General features: G+C 61.3%; 18 protein-coding genes. 14 read left to right on the forward strand and 4 right to left on the reverse strand.

All coding sequences use genetic code 11. The features are described from left to right. Positions 1-75: 75 nt before the first annotated feature. Positions 76-2,922: an RNA polymerase-associated protein RapA gene (gene rapA, locus AC19YY_RS18305; protein ID WP_169955510.1), complete on the reverse strand. Its 2,847-nt coding sequence runs from the start codon at positions 2,920-2,922 to the stop codon at positions 76-78. Between the two features lie 218 nt (positions 2,923-3,140). On the opposite strand from rapA, the gene AC19YY_RS18310 reads away from it, so the two are divergent. The 3 genes from AC19YY_RS18310 to ccoM all read left to right on the forward strand — a co-directional run bounded on the left by AC19YY_RS18310 (position 3,141) and on the right by ccoM (position 3,959). Continuing rightward, positions 3,141-3,482, forward strand: coding sequence for a hypothetical protein (locus AC19YY_RS18310; RefSeq protein ID WP_029297088.1), 342 nt, complete (start codon positions 3,141-3,143; stop codon positions 3,480-3,482). Positions 3,483-3,540: 58 nt separating this feature from the next. Beyond that, complete coding sequence (locus tag AC19YY_RS18315; protein ID WP_170042900.1) at positions 3,541-3,699, forward strand: hypothetical protein; 159 nt, start codon at positions 3,541-3,543, stop codon at positions 3,697-3,699. Between the two features lie 143 nt (positions 3,700-3,842). After that, positions 3,843-3,959, forward strand: coding sequence for a cytochrome c oxidase subunit CcoM (ccoM, locus tag AC19YY_RS18320; protein ID WP_029297086.1), 117 nt, complete (start codon positions 3,843-3,845; stop codon positions 3,957-3,959). Between the two features lie 146 nt (positions 3,960-4,105). On the opposite strand, the gene AC19YY_RS18325 is transcribed toward ccoM, so the two are convergent. Together AC19YY_RS18325 and AC19YY_RS18330 are read right to left on the reverse strand one after the other, a co-directional pair. Beyond that, positions 4,106-5,581: an inorganic phosphate transporter gene (locus AC19YY_RS18325; RefSeq protein ID WP_115127556.1), complete on the reverse strand. Its 1,476-nt coding sequence runs from the start codon at positions 5,579-5,581 to the stop codon at positions 4,106-4,108. 330 nt (positions 5,582-5,911) lie between these two features. Further along, a complete protein-coding gene (locus AC19YY_RS18330; protein ID WP_169955512.1) occupies positions 5,912-6,112 on the reverse strand; it encodes a hypothetical protein in 201 nt (66 codons plus the stop codon). A gap of 541 nt (positions 6,113-6,653) precedes the next feature. Between AC19YY_RS18330 and pcaR the strand changes: the two genes are divergently transcribed. The 11 genes from pcaR to pcaC all read left to right on the forward strand — a co-directional run bounded on the left by pcaR (position 6,654) and on the right by pcaC (position 17,460). Beyond that, on the forward strand, positions 6,654-7,496 hold the full coding sequence (pcaR, locus tag AC19YY_RS18335; RefSeq protein WP_029297080.1) for a pca regulon transcriptional regulator PcaR: 843 nt from the start codon (positions 6,654-6,656) through the stop codon (positions 7,494-7,496). 177 nt (positions 7,497-7,673) lie between these two features. Then, positions 7,674-9,020: a 4-hydroxybenzoate transporter PcaK gene (pcaK, locus tag AC19YY_RS18340; RefSeq protein WP_170042899.1), complete on the forward strand. Its 1,347-nt coding sequence runs from the start codon at positions 7,674-7,676 to the stop codon at positions 9,018-9,020. A gap of 241 nt (positions 9,021-9,261) precedes the next feature. Then, positions 9,262-10,119, forward strand: coding sequence for a CoA transferase subunit A (locus tag AC19YY_RS18345; protein ID WP_029297076.1), 858 nt, complete (start codon positions 9,262-9,264; stop codon positions 10,117-10,119). Next, positions 10,119-10,898, forward strand: a complete 780-nt coding sequence (locus AC19YY_RS18350) for a CoA-transferase subunit beta (RefSeq protein ID WP_169955515.1) — start codon at positions 10,119-10,121, stop codon at positions 10,896-10,898. Before AC19YY_RS18345 ends, AC19YY_RS18350 begins: the two co-directional genes overlap by 1 nt. Continuing rightward, positions 10,895-12,100, forward strand: coding sequence for a 3-oxoadipyl-CoA thiolase (pcaF, locus tag AC19YY_RS18355; protein ID WP_170043064.1), 1,206 nt, complete (start codon positions 10,895-10,897; stop codon positions 12,098-12,100). Before AC19YY_RS18350 ends, pcaF begins: the two co-directional genes overlap by 4 nt. A gap of 28 nt (positions 12,101-12,128) precedes the next feature. After that, a complete protein-coding gene (gene pcaH, locus AC19YY_RS18360; protein WP_169955516.1) occupies positions 12,129-12,833 on the forward strand; it encodes a protocatechuate 3,4-dioxygenase subunit beta in 705 nt (234 codons plus the stop codon). Position 12,834: 1 nt separating this feature from the next. Then, positions 12,835-13,401 (forward strand): protocatechuate 3,4-dioxygenase subunit alpha, encoded by a 567-nt coding sequence (gene pcaG, locus AC19YY_RS18365; RefSeq protein ID WP_492634228.1) that lies wholly within the window; start codon positions 12,835-12,837, stop codon positions 13,399-13,401. A gap of 183 nt (positions 13,402-13,584) precedes the next feature. Continuing rightward, positions 13,585-14,880, forward strand: coding sequence for an MFS family transporter (locus AC19YY_RS18370; protein WP_169955518.1), 1,296 nt, complete (start codon positions 13,585-13,587; stop codon positions 14,878-14,880). Between the two features lie 10 nt (positions 14,881-14,890). After that, on the forward strand, positions 14,891-16,255 hold the full coding sequence (locus AC19YY_RS18375) for a 3-carboxy-cis,cis-muconate cycloisomerase (RefSeq protein WP_170058356.1): 1,365 nt from the start codon (positions 14,891-14,893) through the stop codon (positions 16,253-16,255). A 10-nt stretch (positions 16,256-16,265) separates the two neighbouring features. Continuing rightward, positions 16,266-17,057 carry a 3-oxoadipate enol-lactonase gene (gene pcaD, locus AC19YY_RS18380; RefSeq protein ID WP_169955520.1) on the forward strand — a complete coding sequence of 264 codons (792 nt, stop codon included), beginning with the start codon at positions 16,266-16,268 and terminating at the stop codon, positions 17,055-17,057. 10 nt (positions 17,058-17,067) lie between these two features. Beyond that, complete coding sequence (pcaC, locus tag AC19YY_RS18385) at positions 17,068-17,460, forward strand: 4-carboxymuconolactone decarboxylase (RefSeq protein ID WP_169955521.1); 393 nt, start codon at positions 17,068-17,070, stop codon at positions 17,458-17,460. Between the two features lie 27 nt (positions 17,461-17,487). On the opposite strand, the gene AC19YY_RS18390 is transcribed toward pcaC, so the two are convergent. Then, the gene (locus AC19YY_RS18390; RefSeq protein ID WP_500604627.1) at positions 17,488-18,744 is read right to left on the reverse strand and encodes a M91 family zinc metallopeptidase; all 1,257 of its coding nucleotides are present in this window, start codon (positions 18,742-18,744) and stop codon (positions 17,488-17,490) included. Positions 18,745-18,844 lie beyond the last annotated feature (100 nt).

Raw genomic sequence — 18,844 nt, forward strand, 5'->3', positions numbered from 1 at the left:
CGATGAGGCCCGCAAAACCCCATAAAAAAGGCCCGCATTGCGCGGGCCTTTTTGTTCATCAGGGCAGGGCGCGGATTAACCGGCGACCAACACCCGAATCGCCTCCAGCCGCAGCGCCGCCTTGTCGAGCATGGCCAGACCTTGCTCGCGCTGTTGGCGCAGGGCAACCAGTTCGCTGTCGCGCACGGTCGGGTTGACGGCTTGCAGGGCGGTCAGGCGCGCCAGCTCTTCGTCGGTGTCCGCTGCCAGGCGGCGTTGCGCCTCGGCCACACGTTCGGCGTGGCGCGGGGCGATTTTCTCTTCGCCGGCGTTGATCCGAGGCGTCAGTTGGTCGCGCTGGGCCTGTACGAACTTGTTGGCGCTGGCCCGGGGCACGCTTTCCAGCTGGTCGTTCAGAGTGGTGAAGGACACCCGGCCCGACAGGTCATTGCCATTGGCATCCAGCAGGCAGCGCAGTGCTGCCGGCGGCAGGTAGCGACCCAGTTGCAGCGAACGCGGCGCCACTACTTCGCTGACGTAGAGCAGCTCCAGCAACACGGTGCCCGGCTTGAGCGCCTTGTTCTTGATCAGTGCCACGGCGGTGTTGCCCATGGAGCCGGACAGCACCAGATCCATACCGCCCTGGACCATCGGGTGCTCCCAGGTAATGAACTGCATGTCTTCGCGCGACAGCGCCTGGTTGCGGTCGTAGGTGATGGTCACGCCTTCGTCGTCGCCAAGGGGGAAGCTGGCGTCGAGCATTTTTTCGCTGGGTTTGAGGATCAGCGCGTTTTCCGAATGGTCTTCGCTGTCGATGCCAAACGCATCGAACAGGGTTTCCATATAGATCGGCAGGGTGAACTGGTCGTCTTGCTCCAGGATGTCCTCGACCAGTGCGTCACCTTCGCCAGCGCCACCGGAGTTGAGCTCCAGCAAACGGTCGCGGCCAGTGTGCAGCTCGGCTTCCAGGCGCTCGCGCTCGGCGCGGGCTTCGTCGATCAGCGCTTGCCATTCGCCGTCGTCGGCATTTTCCAGCAGCGGCAGCAGGCGCGGGCCGAACTGGTGCTGCAAGGCGTTGCCGGTCGGGCAGGTATTGAGGAAGGCGTTCAGGGCTTCGTGATACCACTGGAACAGCCGCTCTTGCGGGCTGGTTTCCAGGTACGGCACGTGCAGTTCGATCACATGCTTCTGGCCGATCCGGTCCAGACGCCCGATGCGTTGCTCCAGCAAGTCCGGGTGCGATGGCAGGTCGAACAGCACCAGGTGGTGGGCGAACTGGAAGTTGCGGCCTTCACTGCCGATTTCCGAACAGATCAGCACCTGGGCGCCGAACTCTTCATCGGCGAAGTAGGCGGCGGCGCGGTCCCGCTCGAGGATGTTCATGCCCTCGTGGAACACCGTGGCCGGGATGCCGGAACGCACGCGCAGGGCGTCTTCCAGGTCCATGGCGGTTTCGGCGTGGGCGCAGATCACCAGGACCTTGGTGCGCTTGAGCATCTTCAACTGGTCGATCAACCACTCGACGCGCGGATCGAAGCGCCACCAGCGGTTTTCTTCTTCGATATCGGGCTGCGACTGGAAGCTGACTTCCGGGTACAGCTCGGCATGCTCGCCCAACGGCAGTTCCAGGTACTCGTCCGGGCACGGCAACGGGTAGGCGTGCAGCTTGCGCTCAGGGAAGCCTTGCACCGCGGCGCGGGTGTTACGGAACAGCACGCGGCCGGTGCCGTGACGATCCAGCAGCTCACGCACCAGGCGCGCACTGGCTTCGGTGTCGCCATCGTTGACGGCAGCCAGCAGCGCTTCGCCTTCGTTGCCGAGGAACCCTTGGATAGTCTTGTGCGCGGCCGGCGAGAGGCGGCCCTTGTCCATCAATTCCTGGACCGCTTCGGCCACCGGGCGATAGTTCTCGCTCTCGGCGCGGAAGGCTTTGACGTCGTGGAAACGGTTCGGGTCCAGCAGGCGCAGACGGGCGAAGTGGCTGTCCTGGCCCAGTTGTTCCGGGGTTGCGGTCAGCAGCAGCACGCCGGGAATGGTCTCGGCCAGTTGCTCGACCAGTTGGTATTCAGCGCTGGCTTTTTCTTCGTGCCAGACCAGGTGGTGCGCTTCGTCGACCACCATCAAGTCCCAGCCGGCGGCGAACAGCGCGTCCTGGGCTTTTTCGTCGTCCACCAGCCATTCCAGGGCCACCAGCGCAAGCTGGGTGTCTTCGAACGGGTTGCTGGCATCGCTTTCGATAAAACGTTCTTCGTCGAACAGCGCGACCTGCAGGTTGAAACGCCGGCGCATCTCTACCAGCCATTGGTGCTGCAGGTTTTCCGGGACCAGGATCAGCACGCGATTGGCGCGCCCGGACAGCAGTTGGCGATGGATCACCAGGCCGGCTTCGATGGTCTTGCCCAGGCCCACTTCGTCGGCCAGCAGCACCCGTGGCGCGATACGGTCAGCGACTTCGCGGGCAATGTGCAATTGGTGTGCAATCGGCTGCGCACGCACGCCGCCCAGGCCCCAGAGCGCGGACTGCAATTGGCGGCTGGTGTGTTCCAGGGTGTGGTAGCGCAGGGAGAACCAGGCCAGCGGATCGATCTGGCCGGCGAACAGACGGTCGCTGGCGAGGCGGAACTGGATGAAATTCGACAGTTGGGTTTCCGGCAGGGTGACCTGCTCGTTCTGCCCATTGAGGCCGTGGTAGACCAGCAGGCCGTCGACATCGTCGACCTCGCGCACGGTCATTTTCCAGCCTTCGAAGTGGGTGATGGTGTCACCCGGCGAAAACCTCACGCGAGTGAGGGGCGCATTCCGTAGCGCATACTGGCGGGTGTCGCCAGTGGCCGGATAGAGCACGGTCAACAAGCGGCCGTCCTGTGCGAGAACGGTGCCTAACCCCAGCTCTGCTTCGCTGTCACTAATCCAGCGTTGCCCCGGTTGATACTGCTGCGCCATGCTGCCTGACTCCCGCCGTGAAAAAGCCGACTATTCTAACGGAACAAGGCCCCCAGCCAAAGGACTCTGACAAAAACTACTCCGCTTGCAGGGATCAAAGAGGGCGATTCGACGGGTGGCAGGGCACGGGTAACTGACGACTGGGTCACAAGTTGGCGGCCCCAGGCTCAAGTCGCCAGTGCACCAGCCGACAGCCTGCTGACAGGAGACTAATAATTATGCTGCCACCGATCTTGCCCTTGAGTGTTGTGCCGGTCACGTCACAACTCGACCCCGTGCGCCCAAAGCCCGATATCCCGCCGGTGGTGCCTGCGCAGCCGAGCTCCAACGAAAGCACCATCGACCTCAAGCACCGCGACGCCGAGCAATCGACCCTGATGCTGCGCGAGGAACAACGACGCCAGCAGGAACAGCAGAAACGCCGGCGCGAGGCCGACGAAGATCCCGAGCAGCACCTGGCCATCCCGGGTGATGAACTCAACGCCGACAATACGGTACCGGTCGCGCCGCTGATCGAGGACGCACCCCGCCAGGGGTTGTGGGTGGACGTCGAGGTTTGACCCCCGGGCGGGCCAGGCCGCATTATTGAGGCACTCCAGCCACCACGTAAGCCATGCCATGAGTGACGACAAGCTGATCGACCTGAATGCCGAGCGGGCCAAACGGGTCCATGACCTCAATGACAAGCGCCTTAATGACGTGCGCCAGGCGTTCGAGCAGGCCATGCCGTTGGGCAATGCGAAGAAAAAGTCGAAAAACAAAGGCAAAAAGCGCTGAAATGCCCTGAATCTGTTGATTCAGGTCAGTTATTTCCCTTCTTTACGCCCCGTTGCGGGCGACATTGATCCCCGTCAATTTCTCCCCCCGACTTCTTGGTTAACTTAGCCCCATCGCAACAGGGCAAGAGCAGGAGGCCGGTCATGTTTTTCGATAATGTGGTTTTTGCCGGGGTGCTGACTGTCGGCCTCATGGTGCTGTTTTTTGTAGGGTTTGGATTTTTTATCTGGAAAGACGCGAACAAGCGTAAAAAACCATAGGTTTTTCCGGGTTACATGAGCACGCAAGGCATTTTGGGCGACTTCGGTCGCCCTTTTTTTTGCCCGGTATTTAGCTCCCTGTCCCACAAAAGCACAAAAAAAGGCGCGACCCTCGCAGGTCACGCCTTTTTTAATTGCGTTGTCGGTTAACTGCCCAACGCCTTGGACGCCAGCCAGAACAACCCGGCCGACAGGCTCACCGTGGCCGGCAGAGTCAGGATCCAGGCCATCAGGATGGTCTTCACGGTGCCGCCTTGCAGGCCGCTCTTGTTCGCGACCATGGTCCCGGCCACACCCGAAGACAGCACGTGGGTGGTGGACACCGGCAGGGCGAAGATATTGGCAAAACCAATCATGGTGGCGGTGGTGATTTGCGCCGACATGCCCTGGGCATAGGTCATGCCCTGCTTGCCGATTTTCTCGCCGATGGTCAGTACCACGCGCTTCCAGCCCACCATGGTGCCCAGGCCAAGGGCCAGGGCTACGGCAAGGATCACCCAGAACGGGGCGTATTCGGTGGTGGCAGTCAGGTCTTTACGCAGTTTTTCCAGGTCCGACTTCTCGCGGGAATCAAGGCCTGGCAGCTTGCCGACTTTCTTCGCGGTATCGTCCAGGCACAGCAGGTAGCGACGGACTTCAATGCGCTGCTCGGAGGTCAAGGAGTGGTAGTCGGATACACCCTTCAATGTGCCAAGAAGGGCGTTGATGGTCGGTTCGGTCTGTTGCGGGTTGCAACGGAACTTGCCGGGCAGGTCGTCTCTGACACTTTTGCCCAGGGCAAGGAATTCGCCGAGGGTTTCGTGGTTGCGCTGGTAGAACTGGTTGAGGTGCAGGGTGGCGTCGCGGGTTCGCTCGATCTGGTAAGTGGTGCTGCCCAGATCGAGTACGAACTGCGCGGGCACGATACCAATCAGCACCAGCATGATCAGGCCGATACCTTTCTGACCGTCGTTGGAACCATGCACGAAACTCACGGCCATCGCGGAAATCACCAGTACCAGGCGGTTCCAGAACGGCGGGTGTTTCTTGTCGTCGAGCTTGCGGCGCTGGTCCGGAGTCTTGTGCATCTTGGACAGCGGACGCCACCATTTAAGGCCAATCAACACCAGGGCTGCGACCAGGAAGCCGGCCATGGGCGAGAACACCAGCGAGGCACCGATATCAATGGCTTTCTGCCAGTTGACCCCGTCTGCCAGCGGAATGTCGTTGATCAGGGCATTGGCCAGGCCAACACCGAGGATCGAACCGATCAGGGTGTGGGAACTGGATGCCGGGATCCCGAAGTACCAGGTGCCGAGATTCCAGGTGATGGCCGCGGCTAATAATGAAAACACCATGGCCAGGCCATGGCCGGTGTTGACATTGATCAGCAACTCCACCGGCAGCAGATGCACGATGGCATAGGCAACGCCTACCCCGCCGAGCAACACGCCAAGGAAGTTGAACACCCCGGAAAAGAATACGGCCAGGTGCGGCGGCATCGCTTTGGTATAGATGACTGTGGCCACCGCGTTAGCGGTGTCATGAAAGCCATTGATGAACTCGAAGGCGAGGACAAAGGCGAGGGCGAGCAATAGGCTCACAAGAACCCAGGCATCCAGTCCGCTGAATAAATCGATCATGAAGGTTTTATGACCCGGTCGTAAGGGGGCGCGATTATGCCAGAAAACCTCAGTAATCTATGCACTAGCTGCTCGCCGGTAACATTCTTCAACGAATTAGTTTGGCAGCGGGGTGCGGCTACCAGATATTTCGGGGGTTTGGCAACTCATTGATTTGTAAAGAATACAGGGGGCAGAGCGGGGTGCGACACTTTGGGTAAAGTGTCTGAAACGCTTGTATGAAATTTCGCAAGGTCGCCGAAACTGACGATTTGAGGGCATGCCCAAGGCGCCCCTGCCAGGAGGTGCTGGCAGGGCAATGACTTGCCAGGAAGGCTCAGTCCGACAGGCTTATGGCTCTTCGGTCTTGAGGTCCTTTTCGATCTTTTGGATTTCCTGGGCAAACGCCTGGTCGAGCAGGCTGGCTCGTTTGCGCCATGGTTTGCGCTCCGGCTCTGGTTGGGCGGCGTAGGTGGTGACTTCCCCGCCGTAAACATCCTTGTAACGTTGTTCCTGGCGCTCAAGTTCCGCGCGCAGTTCGTCTTTCGTCACATTGTTACCTAATTGAGTTGAGTTTGATTCCGGTGAAGCGCGATATCAGTAAAGGGCAACGATCTACCACTTCTGTATTACACGCGGCCACGGCACCGGGGGAAGAACAACTGTCGTAGCAACAGTTTTGATTTTCAGGGCTGGGTACTTGCGACCAAGGCCTGGGCAAGGCAAAGGCCAGGTTCGGCGGGATCGAAGATCACGCGTCAGGCCAGCTCTACATTGTCACAGGGTGCATTATAGCGGCGCATTTGGATAAGACTATCGCCAACAAGTTAAAAATCGTCAACTTTGCCTTTTGAAACATCAGACCAATAGTGTCGAGAACTTGGCGCCACACTTGCTTAATTACCTGCATGTGACAGTTGAAATTAAGCTTGGCATTAATTGTTCAGTGCAGCGGCATCCCCGGCGCAACCTGGCTGTAAATTGCGATTATCGAATCACCGTCCGATAATCGCCCAATGTTGGCGTCCCTGCCTTGTACATCCGTTGCCTGCCGGCTTGTAATGGCGGTCGAAAATAAGAGAAAGGACCTGAAATGAACGATCAATTGCGCAACTCCTTTGCCTCAGTGGCGCCGCCGATCGTTGCGTCTCCGGCCAAGCGCATCCAGGCGTTTACCGGCGATCCGGATTTCATGACCTCCCTGGCCCGCGGATTGGCGGTGGTCCAGGCATTCCAAGAGCGCAAGCGCCACTTGACCATCGCGCAGATCAGCCACCGCACGGAAATCCCCCGCGCTGCCGTCAGACGTTGCCTGCACACCTTGATCAAGCTCGGCTACGCCACCACGGACGGGCGCACCTATTCCCTATTGCCCAAGGTCTTGACCCTGGGGCATGCCTATCTGTCTTCCACGCCCCTGGCGGTTTCGGCCCAGCCTTACCTGGACCGCATGAGCGAGCAACTGCACGAAGCCTGCAACATGGCGACCCTGGAAGGTGACGACATCCTTTACATCGCCCGTTCCGCCACGACCCAGCGCCTGATCTCGGTGGATCTGTCGGTCGGTGGCCGGCTGCCGGCCTATTGCACCTCCATGGGCCGGATACTGCTGGCCGCCCTGGATGATGCGTCGTTGCAGGACTACCTCGACCATGCCGACCTGCAAACCAAGACCAGCCGCACCTTGACCACCCCCGAAGCCTTGCTTGAATGCCTGCAGCAAGTGCGCCAGCAAGGCTGGTGCATTGTCGACCAGGAACTGGAGCAGGGCCTGCGTTCCATTGCCGTGCCGGTGTATGACGCGTCTGGCCAGGTGCTGGCCGCGCTGAACGTCAGCACCCACGCCGGGCGGGTCAGCCGTAGCGAACTAGAGCAGCGCTTCCTGCCGAGCATGCTCTCTGCTAGCCAGGAGCTGAGCGCCCAGCTGTTTGCTTAAGCTGTTCGGTGACCGCACAGATCCCGGTTTGACGAATTGACGGTGTTTGCCCTGGCTTATTAATGTCGCGGCAGCGTGATTGACCGCGACGGCGCCTACCGCCGCAGTTCTGGTTTCGCCCCAATAATAATGACGACTCACCGTCGTCCGCCCGCCATCGGTGTGGAAATAAAAATAATGAATCAGCCTTCGCCTTCTGTTGGTACGTGTCTGGACGTGCAGTCCTTTATCAATGCGCAACCGCTGTCCCGCTATCAATGGCGGGTGGTGATCCTGTGTTTCCTGATTGTCTTTCTCGACGGCCTGGACACCGCGGCCATGGGCTTTATTGCGCCGGCGCTGTCCCAGGATTGGGGCATCGACCGTGCCAGCCTCGGCCCGGTGATGAGCGCCGCGTTGATCGGCATGGTGTTTGGTGCCCTGGGCTCCGGGCCCTTGGCCGACCGTTTCGGGCGCAAGGTGGTGCTGGTGGGCGCGGTGCTGGTGTTCGGCGCGTTCAGCCTGGCTTCGGCCTACAGCAGCAACGTTGATCAACTGCTGGTGTTGCGGTTCCTGACCGGCCTGGGCCTTGGCGCCGGTATGCCGAATGCGACGACCCTGCTGTCCGAATACACCCCGGAGCGTCATAAATCGTTGCTGGTGACCAGCATGTTCTGCGGCTTCAACCTGGGCATGGCCGGTGGCGGGTTTATCTCGGCCAAGCTGATCCCGATGTTCGGCTGGCACAGCCTGCTGCTGCTCGGCGGCATCCTGCCGTTGATCCTGGTAGGCGTACTGGTGCTGTGGTTGCCGGAATCGGCGCGCTACCTGGTGGTGCGCAATCGCGGCACGGACAAGGTGCGCAAGGCCCTGGCGCCCATCGACCCGGTCACCGTCGCCCAGGCCGCCAGCTTCAGTGTCCCGGAACAGAAAACCGTCAAGGCGCGCAATGTGTTCGCGGTGATCTTCTCCGGCACCTACAGCGCCGGCACCCTGTTGCTGTGGCTGACTTACTTCATGGGCCTGGTGATTGTGTACCTGTTGACCAGTTGGTTGCCGACCCTGATGCGCGACAGCGGCGCCAGCATGGAACAGGCGGCGTTCATCGGAGCGCTGTTCCAGTTTGGTGGCGTGCTCAGCGCCGTGGGCGTGGGTTGGGCCATGGATCGGTTCAATCCGCACAAGGTCATCGGTACTTTCTACTTACTGGCGGGGGTGTTTGCCTACGCGGTGGGCCAGAGCCTGGGCAACATCACTCTCCTGGCGACCCTGGTGTTGATCGCCGGGATGTGTGTCAACGGCGCGCAATCGGCCATGCCTTCGCTGGCTGCGCGGTTTTACCCGACCCAGGGGCGGGCGACCGGGGTGTCCTGGATGCTGGGGATTGGGCGTTTTGGCGCGATCCTCGGCGCGTGGATGGGCGCCACGCTGTTGGGGTTGGGTTGGAATTTCGAGCAGGTACTGACGGCGTTGGTGATTCCCGCTGCATTGGCCACCACGGCGGTGCTGATCAAGGGCTTCGTCAGCCACGCCGACGCCACCTGATGTAGGAGCCGGCTTGCCGGCGATGAGGCCTTGGAGCCTTGCAGTGATTTCAGGATCGCCATCGCCGGCAAGCCGGCTCCTACAGGGGATTTGAGGTGATTGATAGCCAGGCAACAATATGTTCGATTATCGAACGGTTAGTCGATTATCGGATTGTTTGGCCCCTGACCCCGGCTTACTCTTCAAGCACTTCGGCGCTGCCTCCAGCGCCTTTTTCGACCTACATCGGGAGCCCAACCCCATGGCTGAAATCCTTTCGCTGGCTGATGCGGTAAAGCAGTTCGTCAATGATGGCGACACCGTCGCGCTCGAAGGCTTTACCCACCTGATCCCTACAGCGGCAGGTCATGAAATCATTCGTCAGGGCAAGAAAGACCTGACGCTGGTACGCATGACGCCCGACCTGATCTACGACCAACTGATCGGGGCCGGCTGTGCGCGCAAGTTGATTTTCTCCTGGGGCGGCAACCCTGGCGTAGGGTCCCTGCACCGCCTGCGGGACGCGGTCGAGAAGCAATGGCCGCAACCGTTGGAGATCGAAGAGCACAGCCATGCGGACCTGGCCAACGCCTATGTGGCCGGCGCATCCGGCCTGCCGTTCGCTGTGCTGCGGGCGTATGCCGGTTCCGACTTGCCCAAGGTCAACCCGCTGATCAAGACCGTGACCTGTCCCTTCACTGGCGAAGTGCTGGCGGCGGTGCCGTCGGTGCGCCCGGACATCACCGTGATCCATGCGCAAAAGGCCGACCGCAAGGGCAACGTGCTGTTGTGGGGGATCCTCGGGGTGCAGAAAGAGGCGGCATTGGCGGCCAAGCGTTGCATCGTCACCGTCGAAGAAATCGTCGATGACCTCAACGCCCCGATGAACGCCTGCGTGCTGCCGACCTGGGCCCTGACCGCGGTGTGCCATGTCCCGGGTGGCGCGCATCCGTCCTACGCCCACGGTTACACCGAGCGTGACAATCGCTTCTATCAAGCCTGGGACCCAATCGCTCGGGACCGTGGGACGTTTACCGCCTGGATCGATGAATACATCCATGGCACCGCTGACTTCAGTCAATTCCAGGCCAAGCTGGCGGCCGCGCAGGAGGCCAAGTAATGACTTACTCGACCAATGAAATGATGACCGTCGCCGCCGCGCGCCGCCTGAAAAACGGCTCGGTATGCTTCGTCGGTATTGGCCTGCCGTCCAAGGCCGCCAACCTGGCACGCCTGACGTCTTCGCCGGATGTGGTGTTGATCTACGAGTCCGGTCCGATTGGCGCCAAGCCCTCGGTATTGCCGCTGTCCATTGGTGATGGCGAGTTGGCGGAAACCGCTGACACGGTAGTCCCCACCGGTGAGATTTTTCGCTACTGGCTGCAAGGCGGGCGCATCGACGTCGGGTTTCTCGGCGCAGCCCAGGTCGACCGCTTCGGCAATATCAACACCACCGTGGTCGGTGACTATCACCAGCCCAAGGTGCGCCTGCCGGGTGCCGGTGGCGCGCCGGAAATCGCCGGTTCTGCCAAGAGCGTGCTGATCATCCTCAAGCAGTCGTCCCGTTCGTTTGTCGACAAACTGGACTTCATCACCTCGGTCGGTCATGGCGAAGGCGGCGATTCGCGCAAGCGCCTCGGCCTGCCGGGCGCAGGCCCCGTAGGAATCATTACCGACCTGTGCATCATGGAGCCGGAGGAGGGCACTCACGAATTCGTGGTCACCGCCCTGCATCCCGGCGTTACTCGCGAGCAAGTGGTTGCCGCCACTGGTTGGGCGATCCGCTTTGCCGACCAGCTCAGCATCAGCGCCGAACCCACCGACATCGAACTGAACGCCTTGCGCGACCTAGAAGCCCGTACGGCCGCCGCCCATGGCCAAACCCCAGGAGAAGCCTGATGCGCGACGTGTTTATCTGTGATGCCATCCGCACCCCCATCGGCCGCTTTGGCGGTGGCCTGTCCACGGTGCGCGCCGACGACCTGGCGGCCTTGCCGATCAAGGCACTGATGGCGCGTAACCCGTCGGTAGACTGGACCGCGGTCGACGAGGTGTTCCTCGGCTGCGCCAACCAGGCCGGCGAAGACAACCGCAACGTGGCGCGCATGGCCGCGCTGCTGGCCGGCCTGCCGCCGAGCATCCCTGGTGTCACGCTCAACCGTTTGTGCGCCTCGGGCATGGACGCCATCGGCACCGCCTTTCGCGCCATCGCCAGTGGCGAAATGGAGTTGGCGATTGCCGGTGGCGTCGAATCGATGTCCCGGGCGCCGTTCGTAATGGGCAAGGCGGATGCGGCGTTCTCGCGCAACATGAAGCTGGAAGACACCACCATCGGCTGGCGCTTTATCAACCCATTGATGAAGGCGCAGTACGGCGTGGATGCCATGCCGCAGACCGCTGACAACGTGGCGGATGACTACAGCGTCTCGCGCGCCGACCAGGACGCCTTTGCCTTGCGCAGCCAGCAGCGCACTGCCGCGGCCCAGGCCGCTGGCTTTTTTGCCGAAGAAATCGTACCGGTGCGGGTCGCCCATAAAAAAGGCGAGACCCTGGTGGAGCACGACGAACACCCGCGTGCCGACACCACCCTTGAAGCCCTGACCAAGCTCAAACCGGTCAACGGCCCGGACAAGACCGTCACTGCCGGCAACGCTTCCGGGGTCAACGACGGTGCGGCCGCCTTGATTTTGGCCAGTGCTGAAGCGGTGAAAAAACACGGCCTGACCGCCCGCGCCCGGGTGTTGGGCATGGCCAGTGCCGGGGTCGAACCCCGGGTGATGGGCATCGGCCCGGTGCCTGCGGTGCGCAAGTTGGTGGAGCGCCTGGGCCTGGCGGTCAGCGACTTTGATGTGATCGAACTCAACGAAGCCTTCGCCAGCCAGGGCTTGGCGGTGCTGCGTGAACTGGGCCTGGCGGACGATGCGCCGCAGGTCAACCCGAACGGTGGCGCCATTGCCTTGGGCCACCCGTTGGGCATGAGCGGTGCGCGCCTGGTGTTGACCGCACTGCATCAACTGGAAAAAACCGGCGGCAGCAAAGGCCTGGCGACCATGTGTGTCGGCGTCGGCCAAGGCCTGGCGCTGGCGATCGAACGCGTTTGAGACCTACAAGAATAAAGAGGATTGCTCCATGAGTGACAAGCCCGGATACCGGCGCCCGCAAGCGGGTACTCAGCCTGATTACCTGCACCCGGCATACCAGTCGACGAACCTGCGTTCGCCGTCCAAGCCGCTGGTGTTTTTGCCCCATTCGCTGTCGGAAATCACCGGCCCGACTATCGGCGCCGAGCGCATTGCCGAGCACGACAACGACCTGACTGCCCAGCACGATGGCGAGCCGCAAGGCGAGCGCATCATCATTCACGGTCGGGTCCTGGATGAAAACGGCCTGCCTGTGCCGGGCATCCTGGTGGAGATCTGGCAGGCCAACGCCGCCGGGCGCTACAACCACAAGCGTGACCAGCACGACGCGCCCCTGGACCCGAATTTCACCGGCACCGGTCGCACCGTCACCGATGCCGATGGCTGGTACCAGTTCCAGACCATCAAGCCCGGCGCCTATCCGTGGGGCAACCACCACAACGCGTGGCGCCCGGCGCATATCCACTTTTCGCTGTTCGGCCCCAGTGTGCTGACGCGCCTGGTGACCCAGATGTACTTTCCCGGCGACCCGCTGCTGGCCTACGACCCGATCTACAACTGCGTGCCGGACACCTCGGCCAAGGAACGCTTGATCGCCCGTTTCGACCTGGAAAAGACCGTGCCGCATTACGCCCTCGGCTACCGCTGGGACATCGTCCTGCGCGGCCGCGACGCGACGCCGATGGAGAAATGACATGACCCTCAACGCAACCACGTCCCACACCGTCGGGCCGTATTACCACATCGGCCTGACCTGGCTGAACCGCGAAGACCTGGCGAATACGGGCACCCTTGGCGAGCGCGTGGCCATCACCGGGCAAGTGCTCGATGGCAATGGCGAGGTGGTCAACGATGCCATGCTCGAAGTCTGGCAGGCCAACGCTGCAGGCAAATATGACCACCCCGAGGATGACCAGGACAAAGCCCTGGACCCTAACTTCGAAGGCTTTGGCCGGGTGCCGGTGGACGCGCAAGGGCGCTTTCGTTTCAGCACCATCAAGCCGGGCAGTGTGCCGGGCCTCAAGGGCACGACCCAGGCGCCGCATCTGGTGGTACTGGTGTTTGCCCGTGGTTTGGTCAAGCACTTGCTGACGCGGATTTATTTCGACGGCGAGGCAGCCAATGGCGATGACCCGTTGCTGGCGTGTGTGCCGGCAGAGCGGCGCCGCACCTTGGTTGCCAAGGCGGATGCGTCGGGGGTGTATCAGTGGAATGTGATTCTTCAGGGCACCGATGAAGAAACGGTGTTTTTCGATTACTGAGTTGGCTGCAAGGGCGCCATCGCGGGCAAGCCCGCTCCCACAGTGGAATGCGTTCGCCTGTGGCAGCGAGCTTGCCTGCGATAGGGCCTGCACAGGCAACTGCTATCCAAAGGTCTGCTTGCGGAACGAGGTTGTTGCAAAGTATGTCTAGACTCTAACCCGTTCCCCACGAGTGAAAACAACATGACAACCAATACCAGTCACTACACCGGAGAAGAACGCAGCAAACGGATTTTTGCGATTGTCGGGGCCTCTTCCGGCAACCTTGTCGAATGGTTCGACTTCTACGTCTACGCCTTCTGCGCCATCTACTTCGCCCCGGCGTTTTTCCCCTCCGACGACCCCACGGTGCAACTGCTCAACACCGCTGGCGTGTTCGCCGCAGGCTTTTTGATGCGCCCCATCGGCGGCTGGCTGTTTGGCCGGGTCGCCGACAAGCATGGGCGCAAGAATTCGATGATGATCTCGGTGCTGATGATGTGTGCCGGCTCCCTGGTCATCGCCTTTCTGCCCACCTACAAGGACATCGGCGCCTGGGCCCCGGCCCTGCTGCTGATGGCGCGACTGTTCCAGGGCCTGTCGGTGGGCGGCGAGTACGGCACTACGGCAACCTACATGAGCGAAGTCGCGCTCAAGGGCCAGCGCGGCTTCTTTGCCTCGTTCCAGTACGTGACCCTGATCGGCGGGCAACTGCTGGCGGTGTCGGTGGTGGTGATCCTGCAACAACTGCTCACCGAAGACGAACTGCGGGCCTGGGGCTGGCGCATTCCGTTTGTGATCGGGGCCGTGGCGGCGGTGATTTCGCTGCTGCTGCGCCGCTCCCTGAAAGAAACCACCAGCAAGGAAATGCGTGAAAACAAGGACGCCGGCAGCATTGCCGCGCTGTTTCGCGATCACAAGGCTGCGTTTATCACCGTGCTCGGCTACACCGCTGGCGGCTCGCTGATTTTCTACACCTTTACCACCTACATGCAGAAGTACCTGGTGAACACCGCCGGCATGCACGCCAAGACCGCCAGCTACATCATGACCGGCGCGCTGTTCCTCTACATGTGCATGCAGCCACTGTTCGGCATGCTCTCGGACAAAATCGGCCGCCGTAACTCGATGCTCTGGTTCGGCGCCCTCGGTACCCTGTGCACGGTGCCGATCCTGCTGACCCTGAAAACCGTGACCAGCCCGTTCCTGGCCTTTGTGCTGATTACCCTGGCGCTGGCGATTGTGAGTTTCTACACCTCCATCAGCGGCCTGGTAAAAGCGGAAATGTTCCCACCACAAGTGCGCGCCCTCGGTGTGGGCCTGGCCTATGCGGTGGCCAACGCGATCTTCGGTGGTTCGGCGGAATACGTGGCCCTGGGCCTGAAATCCATCGGCCTGGAAAACACCTTTTACTGGTACGTGACCGGCATGATGGCCATCGCGTTCCTGTTCAGCCTGCGCCTGCCGAAACAGGCGGAGTACCTGCACCACGATCTGTAAGGGATGAGTTATGACACTGCGCACGAGCAACCAATTGTTCGACGCTTACTTCACCGCCGACAGCATGGCCGAGGTGTTCTGTGACCAGGGACGCTTGCAGGGCATGCTGGATTTCGAAGCCGGATTGGCCCGGGCGCAGGCCGGGGTCGGGTTGATTCCCCAGGCCGCCGTGGCGCCGATTGCCCAGGCGTGCCTGGCCTCGTTGTACGACGTGGACGCCCTCGGCGCGGCGATTGCCACGGCGGGCAATTCGGCGATCCCGCTGGTCAAGGCCCTGGGCAAGTTGATTGCCAGTGAAGACGCTGGCGCCGAGCGCTATGTGCATCTGGGCGCCACCAGCCAGGACGTGATGGACACTGGCCTGGTCCTGCAACTGCGGCGGGCGCTGGAGCTGCTCGATACGGACCTGGCCCGCCTGGGCACGGTGCTCGCGGCCCAGGCGCAGCGCTATGCCGATGTGCCATTGGCCGGGCGCACCTGGTTGCAGCACGCAACGCCGGTCACCCTGGGGATGAAAATCGCCGGTTGGCTGGGGGCGGTGACACGCAATCGCCAACGGCTGCTGGAGTTGAAGCCGCGCTTGCTGGTCCTGCAGTTTGGTGGCGCATCCGGCACCTTGGCTGCACTGGGCGAACACGCCATGCCGGTGGCGCAAGCCCTGGCGGCAGAGTTGCAACTGACGCTGCCCGAGCAACCCTGGCACACCCAGCGTGACCGTTTGGTGGAATTTGCCGCCGTGCTGGGCCTGATCGCCGGCAGCCTGGGCAAGCTCGGGCGGGATATCAGCCTGTTGATGCAGACCGAAGCGGGGGAAGTGTTCGAACCTTCGGCGCCGGGCAAGGGCGGCTCCTCGACCATGCCGCACAAGCGCAACCCGGTTGGCGCGGCGGTGCTGATCAGCGCTGCCACGCGCGTGCCGGGCCTGGTGGCGACTATGTTCAGCGCCATGCCCCAGGAGCACGAGCGCAGCCTGGGCCTGTGGCATGCCGAATGGGAAACCCTGCCCGAGATCTGCCGCCTGGTGTCCGGGGCGTTGCATCAGGCGCTGCTGCTGGGCGAAGGCCTGGAAGTCGATGCGCAGCGCATGGCGCGCAATCTCGACCTGACCCAGGGCCTGGTGCTGGCCGAAGCCGTAAGCATCGTCTTGGCCCAGCGTTTGGGCCGTGAAACCGCCCATCACTTGCTGCAACAGTGCTGTAAACGCGCGGTCGCCGAACAGCGCCATTTGCGCGCAGTGTTGGCCGATGAGCCGCAAGTCACCGCCGAGCTGTCGGCGCTGGAATTGGATCGCCTGCTGGACCCGGCGCATTACCTGGGCCTGGCACAGACCTGGGTCAGCCGCGCCGTGGCCGAGCACTTTGCATTGTCTGCCTGAGGAGACTGCTGTGGGATTTGTACGACTCGCCGATGGCGAACTGAACTACCAACTGGAAGGCCCTGAAGGCGCACCGGTGCTGGTGCTGTCCAACTCATTGGGCACCGACCTGCAGATGTGGGATACCCAGATGCCGGCCTTCACCGAGCATTTTCGGGTGCTGCGCCTGGACACCCGTGGCCACGGCAAATCCCTGGTCACCGAGGGGCCCTACAGCATTGAACAACTGGGCCGTGACGTGCTGGCGTTGCTGGACGCCCTGGATATCCAGCGTGCGCATTTCTGTGGCCTGTCCATGGGCGGGTTGATTGGCCAGTGGCTGGGTATCAACGCCGGTGAGCGCTTGCTCAAGCTGGTGCTGTGCAATACGGCGGCCAAGATCGGCACCCCTGAAATCTGGAACCCGCGGATCGACATGGTCCTGCGCGATGGCCAGGCGGCAATGGTGGGCTTGCGTGATGCATCGATTGCCCGCTGGTTCACTGCCGATTTTGCCCAGGCTCATCCCGACCAGGCCAAGCGCATCACCGACATGCTCGCGGCCACATCGCCCCAGGGCTATGCCGCCAACTGTGGCGCGGTGCGCGATGCGGATCTGCGCGAGCAACTGGCGTCCATCAAGGTGCCGACGTTGGTGATTGCCGGCACTGAAGATGCCGTCACACCCCCGGCGGGCGGGCACTTTATCCAGGCGCGTGTAGCGGGCGCCGAATACGCCGAGTTCTACGCGGCGCATCTGTCCAACGTACAAGCCGGGGCTGCGTTCAGCGACCGGGTACTGACCTTCCTGCTGGATCGCTGAGGGCGTTTTTGTGGACGAGAAACAACGTTATGCCGAGGGGCTCGAGGTGCGGCGTGCAGTGCTGGGCGATGCCCATGTCGATCGCAGTCTCAATGCCCTGACCGAGTTCAACAGCGAGTTCCAGGAAATGATCACCCGTCATGCCTGGGGCGATATCTGGACCCGCCCGGGCTTGCCCAGGCATACCCGCAGCTTGATCACCATCGCCATGCTGATCGGTATGAACCGCAGCGAAGAGCTGAAATTGCACCTGCGCGCCGCCGCCAGCAATGGCGTGACCCGCGCCGAGATCAAGGAAGTGCTGATGCAAAGTGCGATCTACTGCGGGATCCCGGCGGCCAATGCGACGTTTCACCTGGCAGAGTCGGTGTGGGACGAGTTGGGGGTGGAGTCGCGGGACTGACGACAATTTGCCCGCCCTTATGCCAAGTCACTCTTCAGCCGCTGGAATGTAGGTGTTACGCCGTGGAAAACCGGTTTCCTCACGCAGCGCATTTTCGGTAAAGGTCTTGGGGTTGGTGGGAGTGGGGGGCGTCGTGGGGTCGTTGTCAAAATCAAAGGCGGGAGCAGTGGTCTGCAACCCAACAGCTTGGCGCTCCATATTGGACTCGCCATCGGTTTTGCCTGGCAGGAAGGTGCCGTGGGCGCCGTTATAGGCATGGGCCATTTCATGGTAGAGGACAACGACCGGCGGCTCTCGGAAGATAAAACCAGGGTTGCTGTTGATTGCTGCGCTAGTTGCTACCGAGCCTTTGGTATTACCTTGGATGTAACCTATCAAGGGTGACTCTGCGAGGTCGTCATATTCTTTTAGTTGTTTATCATGCTCTCTCGTGAAGTTGTTGCCGTATGAATAACTAGTGTTGCCGGTGGTCTCTCGAATAGTAACGGGGGAACCATTGAGTTCGGCTGCCTGGTCTAGTTCAGAGAGCATTTTTTGTGCGGTCGGCGAGTTTCTGAAAAATTCAAGATTGTCTTGGGTGTGCTGCTTGAACTTGTCTGAACCTTCAACTTTAAAGGCTTTGTGCCCGGCATCGCTTATGCGCACTTGTCTTAGGGTTGAGCCGGCAACCCTGGCAACCCGATCCCCCGCGTCGGCGTAGATCTGGTCGCTTGCATGGTTTGCCAGGACGATGTCCCGGCCTCGGCCGGTGTAGAAGGTGGTCGGCCTTGTGCTGTACATCACGTCTTCACCGGGGCCGCCATGCATCAGGTTAATCGGGCTGGCGCCGATCATGGTGTCGTTGCCCTTGCCACCATCCATGTAACTGAACGTTCCCTTGCTGCCGGGGCCGGAGAGCATCAGGTCATTGCCGTTGTTGCCATACATGACGGTCTTGCCTGTGCCGCCGCGCATTGTGTCATTGCCGCTATTGCCTTCGGCGTAGCTGGTGGCGCTGCCCAGAGTGATATCGTCATCGCCCGCACCGCCATAGACACGGGTTTCACCACTGCCAAGGGCTTCAATCCTGTCTCGCCCCCTGCCGCCCTCAATGACAATCGGCATAGTGACGCGAGGATCAACCCTGATGTGATCATCACCGCCTTTGGACTTGATGTGCAGTTCTTCAGGGTAATCTTCGTGGTTGTTGATTTTTAATAGGTAATGAATGCCATTGACTTCCAAGTGAATGTTGTCGCCTGAAGCGGGATTAACCTTGGCGGCGGCAAAAACTGAGTGCAACACCTGACCTTTCCGGTACGGTGCTGCCCCTATGTCTTATACCGAACTCAGCGTTGAAGAGCGCGCCACCATTCAAATCAGTCATGCCCAAGGCTTCAGCCTG

This window comes from Pseudomonas sp. MF09156, assembly GCF_059862305.1.